The sequence below is a fragment of the Mycobacterium gastri genome, assembly GCF_002102175.1.
Classification (GTDB): domain Bacteria; phylum Actinomycetota; class Actinomycetes; order Mycobacteriales; family Mycobacteriaceae; genus Mycobacterium; species Mycobacterium gastri.
Genome location: NZ_LQOX01000153.1, coordinates 41,517 through 58,607 on the forward strand (window position 1 = coordinate 41,517; position 17,091 = coordinate 58,607).

Consider the following 17,091-nt stretch of genomic DNA (forward strand, 5'->3'; position numbering starts at 1 on the left):
GCGGTGGCAATTCCTGTCGTATCGACCAATCGATTCCGGTCCCCGGACGGGGAACCTGGCAGGCATGGACGCTATTACCCAAGTGCCGGTCCCGGTCAACGAGCCGGTGCATGATTATGCGCCGAATTCGCCGGAACGCGGCCGGCTGCGCGCCGAGCTCGCCTTGCAGTCCGATCATCCGATGGACCTGCCGCACGTTATCGGCGGCCGGCACCGGATGGGCGACGGCGAGCCGATCGACGTCGTCGCGCCACACCGGCATGCCGCGCGGCTGGGCACCCTGACCAACGCCGACCATGCCGATGCGGCAGCGGCTATCGCGGCCGCCATGGCTGCGAAAAATGGCTGGGCCGCACTGCCTTTCGACGAGCGCGCCGCGGTGTTCCTGCGCGCCGCCGATCTGCTCGCGGGGCCGTGGCGGGAAAAGATCGCCGCCGCCACCATGCTCGGCCAGTCGAAGTCGGTGTATCAGGCCGAGATCGACGCGCCCTGCGAGCTGGTGGATTTCTGGCGATTCAACGTCTCGTTCGCCCGCCAGATTCTGGCCCAGCAGCCGATCAGCGGCCCGGGGGAGTGGAACCGCACCGATTACCGGCCGCTGGACGGCTTCGTCTATGCGATCACGCCGTTCAACTTCACCTCGATCGCGGGCAATCTGCCCACCGCGCCGGCGCTGATGGGCAACACGGTGGTCTGGAAACCGTCGATCACCCAGACCCTGTCGGCCTATCTGCTCATGCAACTGCTGGAAGCGGCGGGGTTGCCGCCGGGTGTGATCAACCTGGTCACCGGCGACGGCTTCGCGGTTTCCGACGTTGCGCTCGCCGATCCGCGATTGGCCGGCATCCACTTCACCGGATCGACGGCCACCTTCTGCCACCTGTGGCAGCAGGTCGGCGCCAATATCGGTCACTACCAGAGCTATCCGCGGCTGGTCGGGGAGACCGGCGGTAAGGACTTCGTGGTGGCACACGCTTCGGCGCGCCCGGATGTGTTGTCCACCGCCTTGATTCGCGGAGCGTTCGACTATCAGGGCCAGAAGTGCTCGGCGGCGTCGCGGGCGTTCATCGCCCACTCGGTGTGGCAGCAAATGGGTGATGACTTCCTGGGGGCCGTTGCCGCGCTGAAATACGGTGACATCACCGACCTGTCGAATTATGGTGGGGCGCTGATCGACCGGCGCGCTTTCATCAAGAACGTCGACGCGATCGAGCGGGCCAAGGGTACGGCCGGTGTCACGATTGCGGTTGGCGGCGAATACGACGACAGCGTCGGCTATTTCGTCCGTCCCACGGTGTTGCTGTCCGACGACCCGACCTACGATGCGTTCGCCACCGAATACTTCGGGCCGGTGCTGGCGGTGCACGTCTATCCCGACGGGCACTACGAACGTATCCTCGACGCCGTCGATACCGGATCGCGCTACGCGCTGACCGGCGCAGTCATCGCCGACGATCGCCGCGCCGTGCTGACGGCACAAGACCGGCTGCGGTTCGCCGCGGGAAACTTCTATGTCAACGACAAGCCGACCGGTGCGGTCGTCGGGCGCCAGCCGTTCGGTGGCTCGCGCGGGTCGGGCACCAACGACAAGGCGGGTTCGCCGCTGAACCTGTTGCGCTGGACGTCGGCGCGCACCATCAAGGAGACGTTCGTCCCGGCGACCGCCCACCGTTACCCGCACATGGCTGCCGACTGATGGCCCGGTTGTTCGCCCGCACCCTGCGTCCGGCCCTGCTGGCGGCCGGACGGTCTGATAGGTTGCGGCTCATGACCGGGCGCTCGTCGCTGACCCGGCGGGTGGTGCGCCGGTTCGTGCCCGGTGAAACTCTGGATAGTGTCCTGGAAGTGGTTGCGGCGCTGCGTGCTTCGGGCCGCTATGTCAGCATCGACTACCTCGGCGAGAATGTCACCGACACGGAAGGCGCCGCGGCCACCGTGCGGGCCTACCTCGACCTGCTCGATGCGCTGGGCCGGCGGCCGGACACGGCATTCGACGGGGTACGACCGCTGGAGGTGTCGGTCAAGCTGTCGGCGCTGGGGCAGGCACTGGATCGCGACGGTCAGAAGATCGCCTTGGACAATGCCCGCACCATCTGCGAGCGGGCCGAGCAGGTCGGGGTGTGGGTCACCGTGGACGCCGAAGACCACACCACCACCGATTCGACCCTGTCGATATCGGGGGATCTGCGAGTCGATTTCGGTTGGCTGGGCACGGTTGTGCAGGCATATCTGCGGCGCACGCTTGCGGATTGCCGGGAGCTGGCCTCGGTGGGTGCCCGGGTGCGACTGTGCAAGGGCGCTTACGACGAGCCCGCAGCGGTGGCCTACCGGGACGGCGCCGAGATCACCGACTCCTACCTGCGGTGCCTGCACGTTCTGCTGTCGGGTTCCGGGTATCCGATGGTGGCGTCGCACGACCCGGAGATCATCGGCGCGGCCGGCGGCATGGCTGCCGAATTAGGTTGTAGCGCAAGCGAGTTCGAATACCAGATGCTGTATGGCATCCGCGACGACGAGCAGCGGCGGCTGGCCGCCGCCGGTAATCAGGTGCGCGTGTACGTGCCGTTCGGCAGTCAGTGGTACGGCTATTTCATGAGACGCCTGGCCGAACGCCCGGCGAACCTCGCGTTTTTCCTGCGGGCCTTGGTGCGCTGAGTGCGTCGGGTGTGCGTCGAGTGTGCGTTGGTGGCGTCGAGTGTGCGTTGGTGGCGTCGAGTGTGCGTTGGGGCCGTCGAGTGTGCGTTGGTGGCGTCGAGTGAGCGTTGGTGGCGTCGAGTGTGCCCACTGGGCGGGTTTTCTGCGGGTCGGCCGCCCTGGCCGCACACTCGACGCCTTGGCTGCACACTCGCCGCCGCCGCTGCACACTCGACGCCATCACTGCACACTCGCCGCCATCACTGCACACTCGCCGCCATCACTGCACACTCGCCGCCGCCGCTGCACACTCGCCGCCGCCGCTGCACACTCGACGCCACCAACGCACACTCGACGCCATCACTCCACACTCGGCGCAGCCAGCACACATTCAGCGCGGCTTCGACGCGTTGCGGGCAGGCCGCGGCCGGTCACCGCAGAAACCCCGCACCACATGCGCGCGCACGAAATCGGCTACGGCTTCAGGGGCATCGGGGTCGTCCATATCGCGGATCGGCGATGGCATGCTGAACAACGAGAACAGGATGCGGGCGAACCACTCGCCGGCCGCCTCGACGTCGAGGTCTTTGCGGACCTCGCCGGTGAGCTTGGCGGCGGCGAGGTAGGGCGCGAAGAAGTCGACGCTTTCGCGCAGTAGCACCGCGACGTCCTTGGTCAGCAACAGGCTGACGGCGTCCTCGTCGAAATACTTCGCCGAGGCTATCGCCTGACGCGCCTGCGTAACGAATACCGCTGCGTGGCTCAATTTTTCCTCCAACACGCTGCCCCGGCTCATGGCTTTGGACATCTCGCGGTAGAACTGTTGCGAAGCATGCTCGGCGCAGGCTTCCATGATGGCGGCCTTGCCCGGGAAGTACTCGTAGATGGTGCTGCGGGATACCCCGGCCAGCCTGGCGATGTCGACGATCGTCGTCTTGCGTAATCCGTGCTTGCGGAAACAGCCGTACGCCGCCCCGATGATGAGCTCGCGCGTATCGCCCGCCTGGAGCACCGCAGAAGCCGTCCGCACCCAGATCACCCGGCCGGCGCGAGAATCAGGCCGCTGGTGGACACCCCGGTTCCCGACGTGACCAGGACATGTTCGACGTCGTCGACCTGGTTGCAGGAGGCGCCGCGCACCTGACGAACTCCCTCGGTGATGCCGTTCATGCCGTGGATGTAGGCCTCGCCCAGTAGACCGCCGTTGGTGTTGATCGGCAGCATCCCGCCCAGCGACAGGTTCTCGACGGTGGCGAAGTCCTTGGCCTCACCGCGCCCGCAGAAGCCGAGCTCCTCGAGCTGAACGAACACGAAAGGCGTGAAATGGTCGTAGAGGAAAGCGGTTTGGATGTCGGCGGGCTTGAGACCCGAATCCCGCCACAGCCGCCGGGCCACCACCTCCATCTCCGGCAGGCCGGTGATGTCCTCGCGGTAGTAGCTGGTCATCATCTCGCCCTCGGCGGCGGCGCCCTGGGCGGCCGCGGTGATCACCGCAGGCGGCTGCCGAAGGTCCCGCGCCCGCTGCGTGCTGGTCACCACCAGCGCGACACCGCCGTCGCTTTCCTGGCAGCAGTCCAGCAGCCGCAGCACGGGTTCGACGATCCAGCGCGAACTCTGGTGGTCAGCCAACGCGATCGGCCGCTGATAGAACCACGCGTCGGGGTTGCGGGCCCCATGAGCACGGTCGACGACGGCGATCGCGCCGAAGTGCTCGTTGGTGACGCCGTAGGCCGACATGTAGCGCTGGGCGTGCAGCGCGACCCATGCTGCCGGGGTGAGCAACCCGAACGGTGCGTAATGCGCCATGAACAGCGGAGTTTCGCTGCTGGTGCGCCCGCTGCCGCCGAACCGCAGGCCGGAACGCTCGTTGAACGCGCGGTAGCACACCACCACGTGGGCCACACCCGTGGCTATCGCCATTGCCGCGTGCACCACCGTCCCGGCCGCCGCGCCGCCGCCGTGTGGCACCCGGCTGAAGAAGTTGAGGTCGCCGATTCCGACGTTGCGCGCGATGGCGATCTCGTCGCTGGCGTCCATGGTGAAGGTGACCATGCCGTCGACGTCGCCGGGCGCCACACCGGCGTCGTCGAGTGCGGCGCTGACCGCCTCGCACGCCAATTGCAGCTCGCTGCGCCCGGACTCCTTGGAGAACTCGGTCTGGCCGATTCCCGCAATGGCCGCGGCACCGGCCAGCAAGCCGGTCATGCACCTGCCTTGTCGAGCAGGCTGAGTATCGCGGTGCCGGACACGTGCTTGCCCAGGCTGTTGGCGGCCTGGAACGTCACTTCGACGAACTTCTCGCCGCCCGAGCCGGCCGACTTGCCCGTCACACTGCCGGTGAAGCGCAGCGGGTCGTCCGGAAAGCACGGCACGCCAAGGCGAATCGAGAGCTTCTTGACCATCGCCTCGGGCCCGGCCCAATCGGTCAGGAAACGGACGCACAACCCGTTGGTGGTCAAGATGTTCATGAACACGTTGGGCGAACCCTGCTTGTTGGCGTAGTCACGGTCGTGATGCACCGGCATGAAATCCCGCGATGCGATGGCGCCGGCGACGATAATCGTTGTGGTGACCGGGATCTCGAGCGGAGTCAGCTCGTCGCCCACGGCCACGTCGGCCCATCTCAGAGTGCTGACCGCCGTCATCGAGATCCTCCCGGGACTCGCGAGCTGGGACGGAACTGGTGCAGCACCAAGTCATCGTCGAACCTCTGGTAGAACACCTCGACCGGCATCCCGACCGCGACATCGGCCGGATCGATGTCGCAGAGATTGGACACCAACCGCACCCCTTCCGCCAGTTCCACCAGCACCACGATGTAGGGGTAATCGAAGAACGGAAACCGCGGCTGGTGCGGCATCACGTAGCTGAAGACGGTGCCGCGGCCCGACGACTCGACAGCCGTCCAGTCCAGGGAGCGGCACCCGGGACACATGGGGCGCGGCGGGTGGCGCAGTGCTGTGCATCCGTTACAGCGCTGGATCAGTAGTTTGTGCTCACGCAGTCCGCGCCAAAAGAATTCGGTGTCTGGGCTGATTGCCGGTGCCGGGCGGGTCGCCATCAGCGCTTCGGCCTGAATCGCAGGACCCGGAATCGTTGGCGGCCCAGCACCTCTGAATGCTGGTCGGCATAGGTCGTCACCCAGGTGAGGAAGAAGCCGGTGCCCAGCGCGGTCTCCTTTTCGTCGGAGACGTCCTCGTACACCGTCATCGCACTGATCACGTCGCCCAGGCGCGGGTAGCGTTCGATCTCGAACTCCGAGTTCACCGCCACCGTGCTGGTATATCCGGCCTCGTCGAGGAATTCCGTTGGGTTGGAAGTGATTTCGGTCGGAGCTCCGCCCCGCTCCCGGATCCCTGCCAGCTTCGGCGCCGGCATTGTCCACGTCTGCAGCATCACCGGCGGTGACACGATGCCGCCGAACCTCGACGTGGCCGCGAACTCCGGATCCAGGTACACCGGGTTCATGTCGTCGAGCGCATGCGCCCAATGCCGAATCATCGGCTGATTGACCGGATCCGGCGCCACCAAAGGCTTTCCGGTACCACCGGTGTGCTGCCCGACGAGAGCCCGCAACTTGGCGCGGATCTCGGCTGACGCCACGGCACCCTCCCGTTGCAGATCGGTCAGAGAACCAGCTGATCGGACACATCGACACAAGATGTTCGCCAATGTGTTTACCCGGGGGCGACGTTGGTTGTCAATATGCCTGAAATTGCCGGTAATTCGGGCTGACGCTCGTTGACTCCGAACTGCGGCCGGTGTACACCAGGTGTTGATATGACCGATATTCGGTTTGGGGATGCAGATGGCTGAATCACCTCTTGTCGACAGCTACCAGCTCTATATCGGCGGACGCTGGGTCGAACCGCACAATGGCCGCTACGACGACATCTCGCCATCCACCGGCGCGACGATCGCCACCGCGCCGGACGCCAGCGTCGGCCAGGTCGCCGAGGCGATCGAGGCCGCCCGTCGCGCATTCGACGAAGGCCCCTGGCCGGCGATGAGCCACCAACAACGCGCCGGCTGCCTGACTCAGCTCGGCGAGGCGCTGAAACAGCACGCCGACGAGTTCTTCAGCTTGTCCCAGGCCGAATGGGGATGCACGGCCAACGAGCGCATGATGCAGATCGACAGCGTGTCTTTCATCGTGCAGCGCGCCGGCCAACTCGCCACCACGCTGCGCGAGGAGCCGATCGGGTCACATGGCGCCGGTGCCACCGTGCTCTGTCACGAGCCGCTGGGTGTCGTCTCCATCCTGACGCCGTGGAACTTCCCGCACAGCCTCAACGTCATGAAGGTCAGCCGGGCCCTGGCGGCCGGCAACACCGTTGTGCTCAAGCCGTCGCCGCTGACCCCGCTGGCCGGCCTGGCGCTGGCCCGAATGATCGACGAGCACACCGACATCCCGCCCGGGGTGGTCAATGTCGTCACGCCCAGCAGCATCGAGGCCAGCAAGCTGCTGGCCGTCGACCCGCGAATCGACATGGTCAGCTTCACCGGCAGTTCGGCGGTCGGCCGGGAGGTGATGGCCGCCGCGGCCGGCACCATGAAGCGGGTCCTGCTGGAGTGCGGCGGCAAGTCGGCGAGCATCGTGCTGGACGACGCCGCGCTGACCGACGAGTTGCTGCAGCGGATGTTGTTCGAGTCCTGCCTATTGCATGCCGGCCAGGCATGCATCCTGCAGAGCCGGCTGCTGCTGCCCGACGCGATGCACGACGACGTCGTCGACCGGCTCGTGGCGCTGGCGCGTCAGGTGAAGGTCGGCGATCCCGCCGATCCGGAGGTCCAGATGGGCCCGTTGATCAGTGAGCAACAACGGCAGCGAGTCGAGGGCCTGGTCTCCCGCGCGCTCGGTGACGGCGCCACCCTGGCCACCGGCGGCCGGCGTCCGCCGGCGCTGGAAACGGGCTTCTATTACGAGCCGACGATCCTGACCGGCTCGACCCCGGACGCGACCATTGCGCAGGAGGAAGTCTTCGGGCCGGTGTTGACCGTTATGCGTTACCGCGACGACGACGAGGCGGTCGCGATCGCCAACAACTCGCAGTACGGCCTGTCCGGCGCGGTGTGGGGCACCGACGCCGAACGCGCCGTCGGTGTCGCTCGCCGCATCCGCACCGGCCAGATCGCGGTGAACGGCTTCGGTCCCGGCGACGCGCCGTTCGGCGGTTTCAAACAGAGCGGCCTGGGCCGCGAGGGCGGCGGAATCGCCGGCCTGCACCAGTACATGGAGCGCAAGGCGATCGGGATGCCCGCCTGAGGGATGCGGCAAAACGGCCCGTCCCAGACCCATTCCGATTGTCACGAGCAAAGTTCGCATGCGAAGCTCTCGGGATGGTCGTCGCAATTGCCCGTCCCAAGATCGAAGGAAACATCGCGGTCGGTGAGGACCGCCAGATCGGTTTCGCCGAGTTCGGCGCCCCGCAGGGACGTGCGGTTTTCTGGCTGCACGGCACCCCCGGTGCCCGCCGGCAGATCCCGACCGAGGCCCGGGTCTATGCCGAACACCACAACGTCCGGCTGATCGGCGTCGACCGGCCCGGCATCGGTTCGTCGACGCCGTATCAGTACGAGACCATCTCCGCGTTCGCCGACGACATGCGGACCATCGCCGACACCCTCGGAATCGAGAAGATGGCCGTCGTCGGCCTGTCCGGCGGCGGACCCTACACGCTGGCCTGCGCCGCCGGGCTGCCCGACAAGGTGGTGGCCGCCGGGGTGCTCGGTGGGGTGGCACCGACGCACGGTCCCGACGCGATCAGCGGGGGTGTGATGAACCTCGGTGTGCGGGTGGCGCCGTTGCTCAAGCTGGGCGGTAGCCCGCTGCGGCTGTCCGCCAGCCTGCTGATCCGGGCGGCCCGGCCGGTCGCGTCCCCGGCACTGGACGTGTACGCGCTGCTCTCACCCCAGGCCGACCGGCATCTGCTGGCCCGTCCCGAGTTCAAGGCGATGTTTCTGGACGACCTGCTCAACGGCAGCCGCAAGCAGCTGGCCGCGCCGTTTGCCGACGTCATCGTGTTCGCCCGGGACTGGGGATTCCGGCTCGAGGAGGTGAGGGTCCCGGTCCGCTGGTGGCACGGCGACCACGACCACATCATTCCGTTCTCCCACGGGGAGCACGTCGTTTCGCGCCTGCCCAACGCCGAGCTGTTCCACCTTCCGGGAGAAAGCCACCTCGCCGGGCTGGGCCGCGGCGAGGAGATCTTGGCGACCTTGATGAAGGTCTGGGACGAGGAGGGCTGATCGGTGTCCACGACCAACCCCGTCAGCGCCCCGCCACTGGCGCTTTACCTCACCGACATCCCGCGCGCGGTGGCCGAGTACGGGCAATTGGTCAGCGTGCTGCCGCTGCGCCGGATGCTGCCGGTCGGTGACGGGCATCCGGTGCTGGTGCTGCCCGGCCTGCTGGCCGGCGACGGTTCCACCTGGACGCTGCGGCGGCTGCTGCGTCGTCTCGGGTATCGGGCCCACGGCTGGGGCCTCGGCCGCAACATCGGTCCCACGCCCGAAGCGGTGCGCGGCATGGAACTGCGCCTCGAGGGGCTGCACGCCCGTTATGACGTTCCGCTCACCCTGATCGGCTGGAGTCTGGGCGGCATCTTCGCGCGTGCGCTGGCCCGGCGTCATCCGTCGGCGGTGCGTCAGGTGATCACCCTCGGCAGCCCGTTTCGGATGGAGGACGAAGGCCAGACGCGCGCGACCCCCAGCTTCAAGCGCTACGCCCACCTGCACTCCGAACAGCATGTGCTGCCGTTGAAGTCCGAAGCCGAACCCATGCCGGTGCCCGCGACGGCGATCTACTCGCGCTTCGACGGTATGGTCGCCTGGCAGACCTGCATCAATCCGCCCGGGCCGCGCAGCGAGAACATCGCGGTACTGGCCAGCCATATCGGTTACGGCCACCATCCGGCGACGGTGTGGGCAATCGCCGACCGGCTGGCGCAACCGCGGGACAGCTGGACCCCGTTTCGTGCTCCGGCGCTGTTGCGGCCGCTGTTCCCGGATGTTGACTGGTCTGGGTAGCCTGCTCAAGTGCTGCTGCCCTCGCTGAACCCCGCTGACCTGTCCGCCGCCGACATCGCCGACGCGGTAAGCATCGACGGCGTCACACTCAGCCGCAGCGACCTGGTCGGCGCCGCGACGTCGGTGGCCGAGCGGGTCGCGGGCGCGCACCGGATCGCGGTGCTGGCCACGCCGACCGCCGCCACCGTGCTGGCCGTCACCGGTTGTCTGCTCGCCGGCGTGCAAGTCGTCCCGGTACCGGCCGACGTCGGGGTGGCCGAACGCCGGCATATGCTGGCCGACTCCGGCGCGCAGGCGTGGCTGGGACCGGTACCCAGCGAAACCGAAGGGCTGCCGCACATTCCGGTGCGGTTGCGGGCCCGGTCCTGGCACCATTATCCCGAGCCGTCTCCCGATGCCGTTGCGATGGTGATCTACACCTCGGGCACCACCGGCCTGCCCAAGGGCGTGCAGTTGAGCCGGCGCGCGATCGCCGCGGACCTCGATGCGCTGGCCGACGCCTGGCAGTGGACCGCCGATGACGTTCTGGTGCACGGGTTGCCGATGTATCATGTCCACGGCCTGGTGCTCGGTCTGCTCGGTTCGCTGCGGGTCGGAAATCGGTTCGTGCACACCGGAAAACCGACGCCGGCCGGATACGGGGCTGCGGGCGGCACGCTGTATTTCGGGGTGCCGACGGTGTGGTCGCGGGTGGCGGCCGACCAGGCTGCCGCCGAGGCGCTCAGGCCGGCGCGGCTGTTGGTGTCCGGCAGCGCGGCACTGCCGGTGCCGGTTTTCGACAAGCTGGTCGCGCTCACCGGGCACCGGCCCATCGAACGGTACGGCGCCTCGGAATCATTGATCACCGTGTCGACCCGGGCCGACGGCGAACGTCGCCCGGGTTGGGTGGGCCTGCCGGTGGCCGGCGTGCAGACCCGGCTGGTCGACGACGGCGGTGACCCGGTCCCGCACGACGGCGAAACCGTTGGCAGTCTTCAGGTTCGGGGCCCGACGATGTTCGAGGGCTACCTGAATCGACCGGATGCCACCGCGGAAGCCTTCGACGCGGACGGCTGGTATCGCACCGGCGACGTCGCGGTCGTCGACGCCGGCGGCATGCACCGCATCGTGGGACGCGAGTCGGTCGACTTGATCAAATCGGGCGGATTCCGCATCGGTGCGGGCGAAATCGAGACGGTGCTGCTGGGGCATCCTGATGTGGCCGAGGCCGCAGTCGTCGGAGTCCCCGACGCGGACCTGGGCCAGCGCATCGTTGCCTACGTCGTCGGCTCAGCGAACCCCGATGACTTGATTCAGTTTGTCGCTGAGCAGCTTTCGATTCACAAACGACCACGCGAGGTGCGGATGGTCGAGTCGCTGCCGCGCAATGCGCTGGGCAAGGTGCTCAAGAAGCAATTGCTGCCGGAAAGCTGAATCGGCTCGAATTGACTACGAGTGGTCACTTTCAATGAGCAGGACCGGTCACTTTCAGATGAGCGGTAACAGGCTCGGGCGCTTCCGTGACACGAGAGGCCTTCCGTTATACGGAAGGCTGGACGCTCAGCCCGGTAGTCAGGTGGTCAAGGGGTTTAATGCGTGGGTGTCGGAGGTTGGTCAGCAGGATCTGGACGAGCAAGGCTGGGTCCTGCAGTCGTGTGGGTGGGTCGATGAGTCCGCGGACGCGTAGGAGCCGTTCGGCGACGGCAATGTTGGTGGTCGCGGCTGCCAAAGCTGCTCGTTGCATCCAGCTGCGCATCCTTGCCTGTAGCGAAGGGTTCGGAGCGGCTGGGAGTTCGTTGGCCTGGTTCATTGCCCACACTGGCGCAATATGTTCGACGGCAGCGCTATAGAAGCGCGCCATGTCGGTGTCGCCGGCCTGTAGGCAGTCACGGAGCGTGAACGCATGCATGGCGGCCATCGTCATGCCTTGGCCGTAAAGGGGATTGAGCGTGCACAGCGCGTCTCCCAGTACCAACAGGCCTGTGGGCAGCTGGGACATGCGGTCGTAGCGTTGCCATTGTGTAGCGGTGGCTCGCGAGATCGCGATCTCCCCGATAGGTGTCGCATCGTGTAGGACAGTGCTGATGGCGGGGGGAAGGATGCGGTCAGCCATTTCCAGCATCTCGATGAAAGTTTTCGGTGGAGGACCAAGGCCAACGGGACAGGAGATAGCCAGCATCCAGGTGTCATGCTCGTAGGCCATCAGCACCGCACCTGGTGCCGAACTGCCCTGACTGACGAACGCCATCCGCTCGCCGATACGCCCCGATGGGATGTGCATGAGGTGACTGGAGTACCCCCACGTTGGGGGCGTCATGTCTTGCGGCACAGGGCCAAAGCCATAGCTCTCTAGGAACGCGCGGGTCCGCGATGCACGACCGGTCGTATCGATCACAAGATCGGCGTCCACAGTGCTTTCGATACCGTTGACGTGGTTGATAATTCGCGCGCCGGTGACGGTACCGGCGGTGACACGCGGCTCGATCACCTTGTGGTTGTCGAGGATCGTGACGTTGGCCAACGCGGCCACCCGCCGGCGAAGGTGAAACTCAACAAATGGGCGACTGGCCTGGTAGGCCGCTAAGGGCACTGGATCGGCCAGTTTGCCCGGGGGGTTCAGCTCATAGCCGGCGACGCGGACATACAGCCGGGACAAGTCATCACCATCGTCCACAGCGGCGCCAGCGGCGGCCAGTTCTTCCAAGATTCCCGGAAACAGCTCGCCGATCAGTTGAGTGCCGCGGCTGAGAAAGTTGTGTAGGTGGAGTCCCTGGGGGACACCTTTGCGGTGTTCTGGACGATCTGGCAGGACGTCTCGCTCCACCATGGTCACTGACCCGTAAAACTCCGAGAGCACCCGGGCGGTCAGTAACCCCGCCACACCAGCCCCCAAAACCAGGGCATGCGCACCCTTATTAGCCATCGCGGCTCCTTTCCTCGCCGGCGCAGGGCCGCTCTATCGGCCTCTGCAATGCACCGACAGTACATCAACTTTAAGAAAAATAAGAATAACTTAATATTACGGTAAGGATGTAGGCCATGCCCGGAGACATGCATCCGGGAACTTCACAGCATGTGTGTTATTGAGATCTTCTTATCTACGTAATCGATTGTGGTCCACGAGAAACTAGGCCGTGCAGTCGATCTGGGCGCCAACCTCCCGCCAGAGTCCACCGACGTGGCGGCCCCGCGATAGGTGCCCAGAGCTCCCGAGGTCTGACCTGGATCGTAGGCCCGCCAGCACCGGCGCTCAGTGGATCCACAAACGCGTCGAACCGTTCCAGTTTGTCGTCGGCGCTGCTGCGTCGGTGAGTCGATCGGCGAAGGCGAGGACCGCATGCACCACGGTGGCGAATTCCTGTGGTAGCGCAGCGCCATCGGGTCCGAGGCCGGCCCGGTAGGCGTCGTAGGCACGTCGCCTCGATTCGATAAGGTCTCCGATCACTGACGACAGCGTGACGACATCGGTTCCGCGGTGATTGGCGGTTGCGATTAGCGCGCCGCGAGCGGCCGAATGCGAGATGTCTCGGTCGCCGGTGAGGGTGTAGATGTCGGCGTAGTCACGCACGCGGGTGTTTGCTGGTCCGAGACTGATTGCAGTGGTGATCTTCTCGGCCGGCACGGTCTCGAGCGGATAGCCGAGGATTCGAATCGGTGGATGCTCCGGCCGCAGCGCAGGTAAGTCGATGTGTTGCGGTGCGGGAGTGACCGGGTCGCCAAAGTTGACGTCCAGACGCAGCTTGATGACCGCAGACGCGATTGCGCAGTCCATCGCGACGCGCACTCCCGAGTACAGGTCCTCGTCACGGATTACGCGCGATGTCACAGTGTGAGTGCGGTATTCGACCCCGTCGTCGGGTATTGATTGCTCGGCGATCGCGACGATTCGCGCGACGACAGTCGCTTCGTCGTTGGCGAAGTTCCGCGCCAACGCATCAACGTCAGCGGTCGGCCGGCGCGCGTCGAACGCCGCCAAGAGAATCCCGCCTTTGAGCACGAATTGCTCGGCGTATGACGAGAGTGCCAGTCGCGCAAGCCACCGCTCGACCACGTAGAGGGTAAGCAACTCTTGGGTCGGACGGCCCTCGGCACGGGCACGGAGCTGCAGATCCAGGTAGGCGCGCCCGGCCGGAGTACTGCGCGTCGGACGGCTCATTCGGCAGTGGCCACCTCGAGCGCACGGCGGACCGGTCCCGCCACATCAAACATCGATGCCAGGCGCAGCAACTGCGCTGGTGCGGCGTCGCGTCGGCGCAGGTATCGCTGCAGCGCGGCGAGTGCGAGCGACTCGCCGAATCGATGCCGCAGTCGCATCAGGTCGATGACCGTGCGAGTGGGAGTGTAGATCCGTACCCACTCTCCTGGCGCCGCCTCCAGTCGGGATAGTTCAACTTCGAAAGTATTGGCAGCAAAGCGAAATACCTCTGTCGGTGGATATGCGATCCGCGGTGGGCGGTGCCCGGTGGGCACGGCGATCTGCACCGCGGGGGGGAGCTCGTCGCTCAGTTCGTGAACCGCCGCGGCCGACCGACAACATACGATCGCCACCGGGGATCGGTACGCAACTGCCAGGAGATCCGGTGCGCTGGCTAGCTGCGCGTCGGCGCGTCGGAAAACTCCACGCGACAATTCGACGACGTCACCGCTGTCACGCAAGGCATATAGCACCCGCGGATGCACACCACGAGCCAGGGCGGTCGCGGTCGTGAATGTATCGGGCAGTTCCGGGAGCCCCGACATGGATAAAAGTGTGACACGCATCTACGTTAAGTGCAACACTTTTATCCACATACCGGGGTCCCTGGCGCCACACCCGTAATGTTCGCGGACCTGGGCCCGCAGGACGTTTCTGCTGAACAGGCATATCTGGCTTGGGTGCGCAGCTCGGACGTCTGAAGAAAGATGCTCTGAGCTGGGATAATTCGGATTGTTGAAGTCTGAATATCGCGAGAATCGGAGCACCTAGCTGGTGGGAAGTCTCAGCGTCCTATCCATTGTGGTGCAGTGAGGCCACGGGTTCAGGTGTTGTGTCGCAGGTGGGGGGGCGCTGGCGCGCACGGCAGAACTGAGCGGTTTGACCGCGGCGCCGTCGGAGGCGTGGGCGCCGTGGCTTAAGCCGTGGGCCAGCCATGATCCGCGGAAACTGCGCGGCGATTGATCTGATTCCCAGGCACCGTGGATCCCGTGTACGACGCCGAGGAACAGGTCCGCGAAGGCGCCTGGGTGGCTGAGGCCGCCGGCGTGCTGGATCTGTCCGGTTGGCCACCACGGATGCGGGTCATCGTGCGCCGCGAACGACCCACCCCGGTGGCCAGCTGCGGTACACCGACCGAAAATGGGTGCGGCTGAACGCCTTTGTCGCCAACACGGTCGCGGTCAGCTGCCCGATCTGCAGTTGCGCCACCGCCGCCAGCTCGCTGCGAAGACCGTATCCGCACCGCCAAAGGCACCGGCCGGGCCAACTTGCCGCTGTACGGCTTCGACCAGAACCGGATCTGGTGGGCCATCGTGCCTAAGCCGGCACGCCGTCGTCGTGACGTGCGGGTGCGGGCAGATTGCCGACGTTGCTGCCGCGCCACTTCAGCGCTTCGAGGGCGACCGCGACTTCGACGGAGGTGCGGCCCAGGGGCCTTGGCAGGAGTCGTTGAGCGGACTCGATTCGGCGCAGCAAGGTGTTGCGGTGCGTGTAGAGGCGTTTGGCGGCGCGGGAGGCGTTGCACTGCTCGTTGATGAACGTCAGCAGCGTCGTCTGCAGCTCCGGGCTTGCCGATTCCAGGTCCCCGAGCGTGCTGGTGATGAATTCGCTTGCTGCTTGCTGGTTTTGGGTGACCAGAGCGACCATCTGCACGTCGGAGAAGAACGCCACCCGCTGGCCGGACTTCAGTCGCATCAGGGTGCGCTGCGTGGTCAGCGCCTCGAGGTGGCTGCGCCGGAACCCCCCGGTCCCGGTTGCGGTGGTTCCAATGGCGATGCGCGCCCCGGCAGTGTTGTCCAGCGCCCGCTCAACCGCGGCGATGTCGAGGCCGGCGGCGTCGGCCAGCCACACCCAGCGGGTGGCCGCACTGGCGACCACGGTGAGTTGTTGCGCATAGCCCACAGTGTGGCTGAACGCGTCGGCGGCGCGATCGAGATCGCCGTGGTCGCGGTCGATCTCGTCGCTCCAGACGATGGCTGCGGTGTGCGTCCGATTCAATGGGTAACCCAGCCGAGCCTCGGCGCGCTCCCGGCTGATCGGGGCGCCTTCGAGAAGGAGCCCGACCACCTCGAGGCGCTCGGCATGGCTGCCACGGTTCAGTTCGTGGTGTTCGAGCTGGATTTGGGCGGCGATGTGGGCAAGTGTGGCCTCGATGAAGTCGTTGACCGATCGGGCGGAAACGTCGAGCAGCTCGCGCAGCTCCGCAGGATCGGCGGTGAGGTCGAACGCAATGTGCAGCCACAGCCGCCAGGCGATGTATTCCCCGGCTCGATAGACGTCGTGCGCCAAGGTGTCCAGGCCCCGGCGCACTAGGTCGCGGGCCATGCGAAGCGGCTCCGCGCCGAGGTTGGGCGGCACCGGTGCGCCGGGGTCGCGCATATTGGCGGCCGCCCAGTGCACCAGGTTGGCGCGGTTGGCCTTTTGGACAACCTTGGCCAGGACAGGATCATCGGCGATGGCCGGGTTAGCCGCCACCGTGGCACGATCCAGCTCCGCGATCCATTCCGGGCCGGGGTTGAGGGCGATCCGGGCTCCTTCTCGGATGAGCTCACGAATCCGCGGCGAGGGTCGTTGCCGTACCACGTGCTGATTTTAGGATCGGGGGTTGGTGCTATAGGTTATCGTTTTGCGCTGTCGGGTGGGACTTAACCTGGTGTCGCCCTTGCCCTCTCGGATTCACGGCAGCAGCGCCTTGTCCGTTTGCCGCTGATGTGATAGCCGGCACGGCCGCAGCTGCGGATTCGCGAAGTCGCTGGTTGAACGGGCGCGAAGCCGCTTGACCGCGTGGACCGGGAATGCCATTGGAGTGGCCGGCTTACGGGACCCGACAGTTATGCTCGTCGGGAGGCAAACGGTAACCCGGCAACCGGGGCGGTCTTGATCAGCTCAATTCAGGCTGAACATATCTCGATTGGCTCGATTGGCTCGATTGGCGGGGTTCCGCCGCCAGAACCGATCTCGTCAAGGATCCCCGTTTGGAACGGCTTGCGGCGCAGTGCAATAGCCGACCCGCGATGACCCGCCGGCCGGTCCGGGACAAAGTGTCGCGCTGTATGGCCACTGTGCACTTTGCACCTGTGGTCGGGCCCAATGGGGAAGATTTCACCGCTGGCCGGACCTGTTGGTGCATTGTGCACCTCCGGCTGGCCTGTTCGGGTGAGATTAACCTGTTGCCGTCGTTGCCTGTTCGCAATCATCAACGCCAGTTCATCACCGCCGACCCGACCCGCGGCGGAGAACGTGGGCCACCGGTG

Annotated in this window: 15 protein-coding genes and 1 pseudogene; 7 read left to right on the forward strand and 9 right to left on the reverse strand. The window is 66.1% G+C overall.

The window, feature by feature from the left end; all coding sequences use genetic code 11:
• The first annotated feature begins 64 nt into the window (after positions 1-64).
• Together pruA and AWC07_RS25840 are read left to right on the forward strand one after the other, a co-directional pair.
• Complete coding sequence (gene pruA, locus AWC07_RS25835; RefSeq protein WP_036417905.1) at positions 65-1,696, forward strand: L-glutamate gamma-semialdehyde dehydrogenase; 1,632 nt, start codon at positions 65-67, stop codon at positions 1,694-1,696.
• Positions 1,696-2,655 (forward strand): proline dehydrogenase family protein, encoded by a 960-nt coding sequence (locus tag AWC07_RS25840; protein WP_036417903.1) that lies wholly within the window; start codon positions 1,696-1,698, stop codon positions 2,653-2,655. Before pruA ends, AWC07_RS25840 begins: the two co-directional genes overlap by 1 nt.
• Before the next feature lie 370 nt (positions 2,656-3,025).
• On the opposite strand, the gene AWC07_RS25845 is transcribed toward AWC07_RS25840, so the two are convergent.
• From AWC07_RS25845 to AWC07_RS25865, 5 genes are read right to left on the reverse strand one after another with little or no spacing between them, the layout of a single operon-like run.
• Entirely contained in the window at positions 3,026-3,664 is a 639-nt protein-coding gene (locus AWC07_RS25845) for a TetR/AcrR family transcriptional regulator (RefSeq protein WP_036417929.1), read from the reverse strand.
• 5 nt (positions 3,665-3,669) lie between these two features.
• Complete coding sequence (locus AWC07_RS25850) at positions 3,670-4,839, reverse strand: lipid-transfer protein (protein ID WP_036417902.1); 1,170 nt, start codon at positions 4,837-4,839, stop codon at positions 3,670-3,672.
• On the reverse strand, positions 4,836-5,279 hold the full coding sequence (locus tag AWC07_RS25855; RefSeq protein ID WP_036417899.1) for a MaoC family dehydratase: 444 nt from the start codon (positions 5,277-5,279) through the stop codon (positions 4,836-4,838). Before AWC07_RS25855 ends, AWC07_RS25850 begins: the two co-directional genes overlap by 4 nt.
• Positions 5,276-5,695, reverse strand: a complete 420-nt coding sequence (locus AWC07_RS25860; protein WP_036417898.1) for a Zn-ribbon domain-containing OB-fold protein — start codon at positions 5,693-5,695, stop codon at positions 5,276-5,278. Before AWC07_RS25860 ends, AWC07_RS25855 begins: the two co-directional genes overlap by 4 nt.
• On the reverse strand, positions 5,695-6,237 hold the full coding sequence (locus AWC07_RS25865; RefSeq protein ID WP_139829888.1) for an FAS1-like dehydratase domain-containing protein: 543 nt from the start codon (positions 6,235-6,237) through the stop codon (positions 5,695-5,697). The genes AWC07_RS25860 and AWC07_RS25865 overlap by 1 nt, the downstream gene beginning before the upstream one ends.
• Positions 6,238-6,442: 205 nt before the next feature.
• Here AWC07_RS25865 and AWC07_RS25870 point away from each other — a divergent pair, with 205 nt between their 5' ends.
• From AWC07_RS25870 to AWC07_RS25885, 4 genes are all read left to right on the forward strand, one after another.
• A complete protein-coding gene (locus AWC07_RS25870; protein ID WP_036413994.1) occupies positions 6,443-7,900 on the forward strand; it encodes an aldehyde dehydrogenase family protein in 1,458 nt (485 codons plus the stop codon).
• 74 nt (positions 7,901-7,974) lie between these two features.
• A complete protein-coding gene (locus AWC07_RS25875) occupies positions 7,975-8,883 on the forward strand; it encodes an alpha/beta fold hydrolase (protein WP_036413952.1) in 909 nt (302 codons plus the stop codon).
• Positions 8,884-8,886: 3 nt separating this feature from the next.
• Positions 8,887-9,663, forward strand: coding sequence for an esterase/lipase family protein (locus AWC07_RS25880; RefSeq protein WP_244187708.1), 777 nt, complete (start codon positions 8,887-8,889; stop codon positions 9,661-9,663).
• Between the two features lie 9 nt (positions 9,664-9,672).
• Complete coding sequence (locus tag AWC07_RS25885; protein ID WP_036413954.1) at positions 9,673-11,076, forward strand: acyl-CoA synthetase; 1,404 nt, start codon at positions 9,673-9,675, stop codon at positions 11,074-11,076.
• A gap of 106 nt (positions 11,077-11,182) precedes the next feature.
• Here AWC07_RS25885 and AWC07_RS25890 read toward each other — a convergent pair whose 3' ends face one another.
• The 3 genes from AWC07_RS25890 to AWC07_RS25900 all read right to left on the reverse strand — a co-directional run bounded on the left by AWC07_RS25890 (position 11,183) and on the right by AWC07_RS25900 (position 14,382).
• The gene (locus tag AWC07_RS25890) at positions 11,183-12,565 is read right to left on the reverse strand and encodes an FAD-dependent monooxygenase (RefSeq protein WP_139829889.1); all 1,383 of its coding nucleotides are present in this window, start codon (positions 12,563-12,565) and stop codon (positions 11,183-11,185) included.
• 327 nt (positions 12,566-12,892) lie between these two features.
• Positions 12,893-13,798, reverse strand: coding sequence for a nucleotidyl transferase AbiEii/AbiGii toxin family protein (locus AWC07_RS25895; RefSeq protein WP_036413956.1), 906 nt, complete (start codon positions 13,796-13,798; stop codon positions 12,893-12,895).
• Positions 13,795-14,382 carry a type IV toxin-antitoxin system AbiEi family antitoxin domain-containing protein gene (locus tag AWC07_RS25900; protein WP_036413958.1) on the reverse strand — a complete coding sequence of 196 codons (588 nt, stop codon included), beginning with the start codon at positions 14,380-14,382 and terminating at the stop codon, positions 13,795-13,797. Before AWC07_RS25900 ends, AWC07_RS25895 begins: the two co-directional genes overlap by 4 nt.
• 441 nt (positions 14,383-14,823) lie before the next feature.
• Between AWC07_RS25900 and AWC07_RS27260 the strand changes: the two are divergent.
• Positions 14,824-15,153: pseudogene (locus AWC07_RS27260) on the forward strand (IS1380 family transposase); the annotation flags it as partial.
• 1 nt (position 15,154) lies between these two features.
• On the opposite strand, the gene AWC07_RS25905 reads toward AWC07_RS27260, so the two are convergent.
• Positions 15,155-16,420 carry an Rv1453 family transcriptional regulator gene (locus AWC07_RS25905; protein ID WP_036413960.1) on the reverse strand — a complete coding sequence of 422 codons (1,266 nt, stop codon included), beginning with the start codon at positions 16,418-16,420 and terminating at the stop codon, positions 15,155-15,157.
• Between the last annotated feature and the right edge of the window lie 671 nt (positions 16,421-17,091).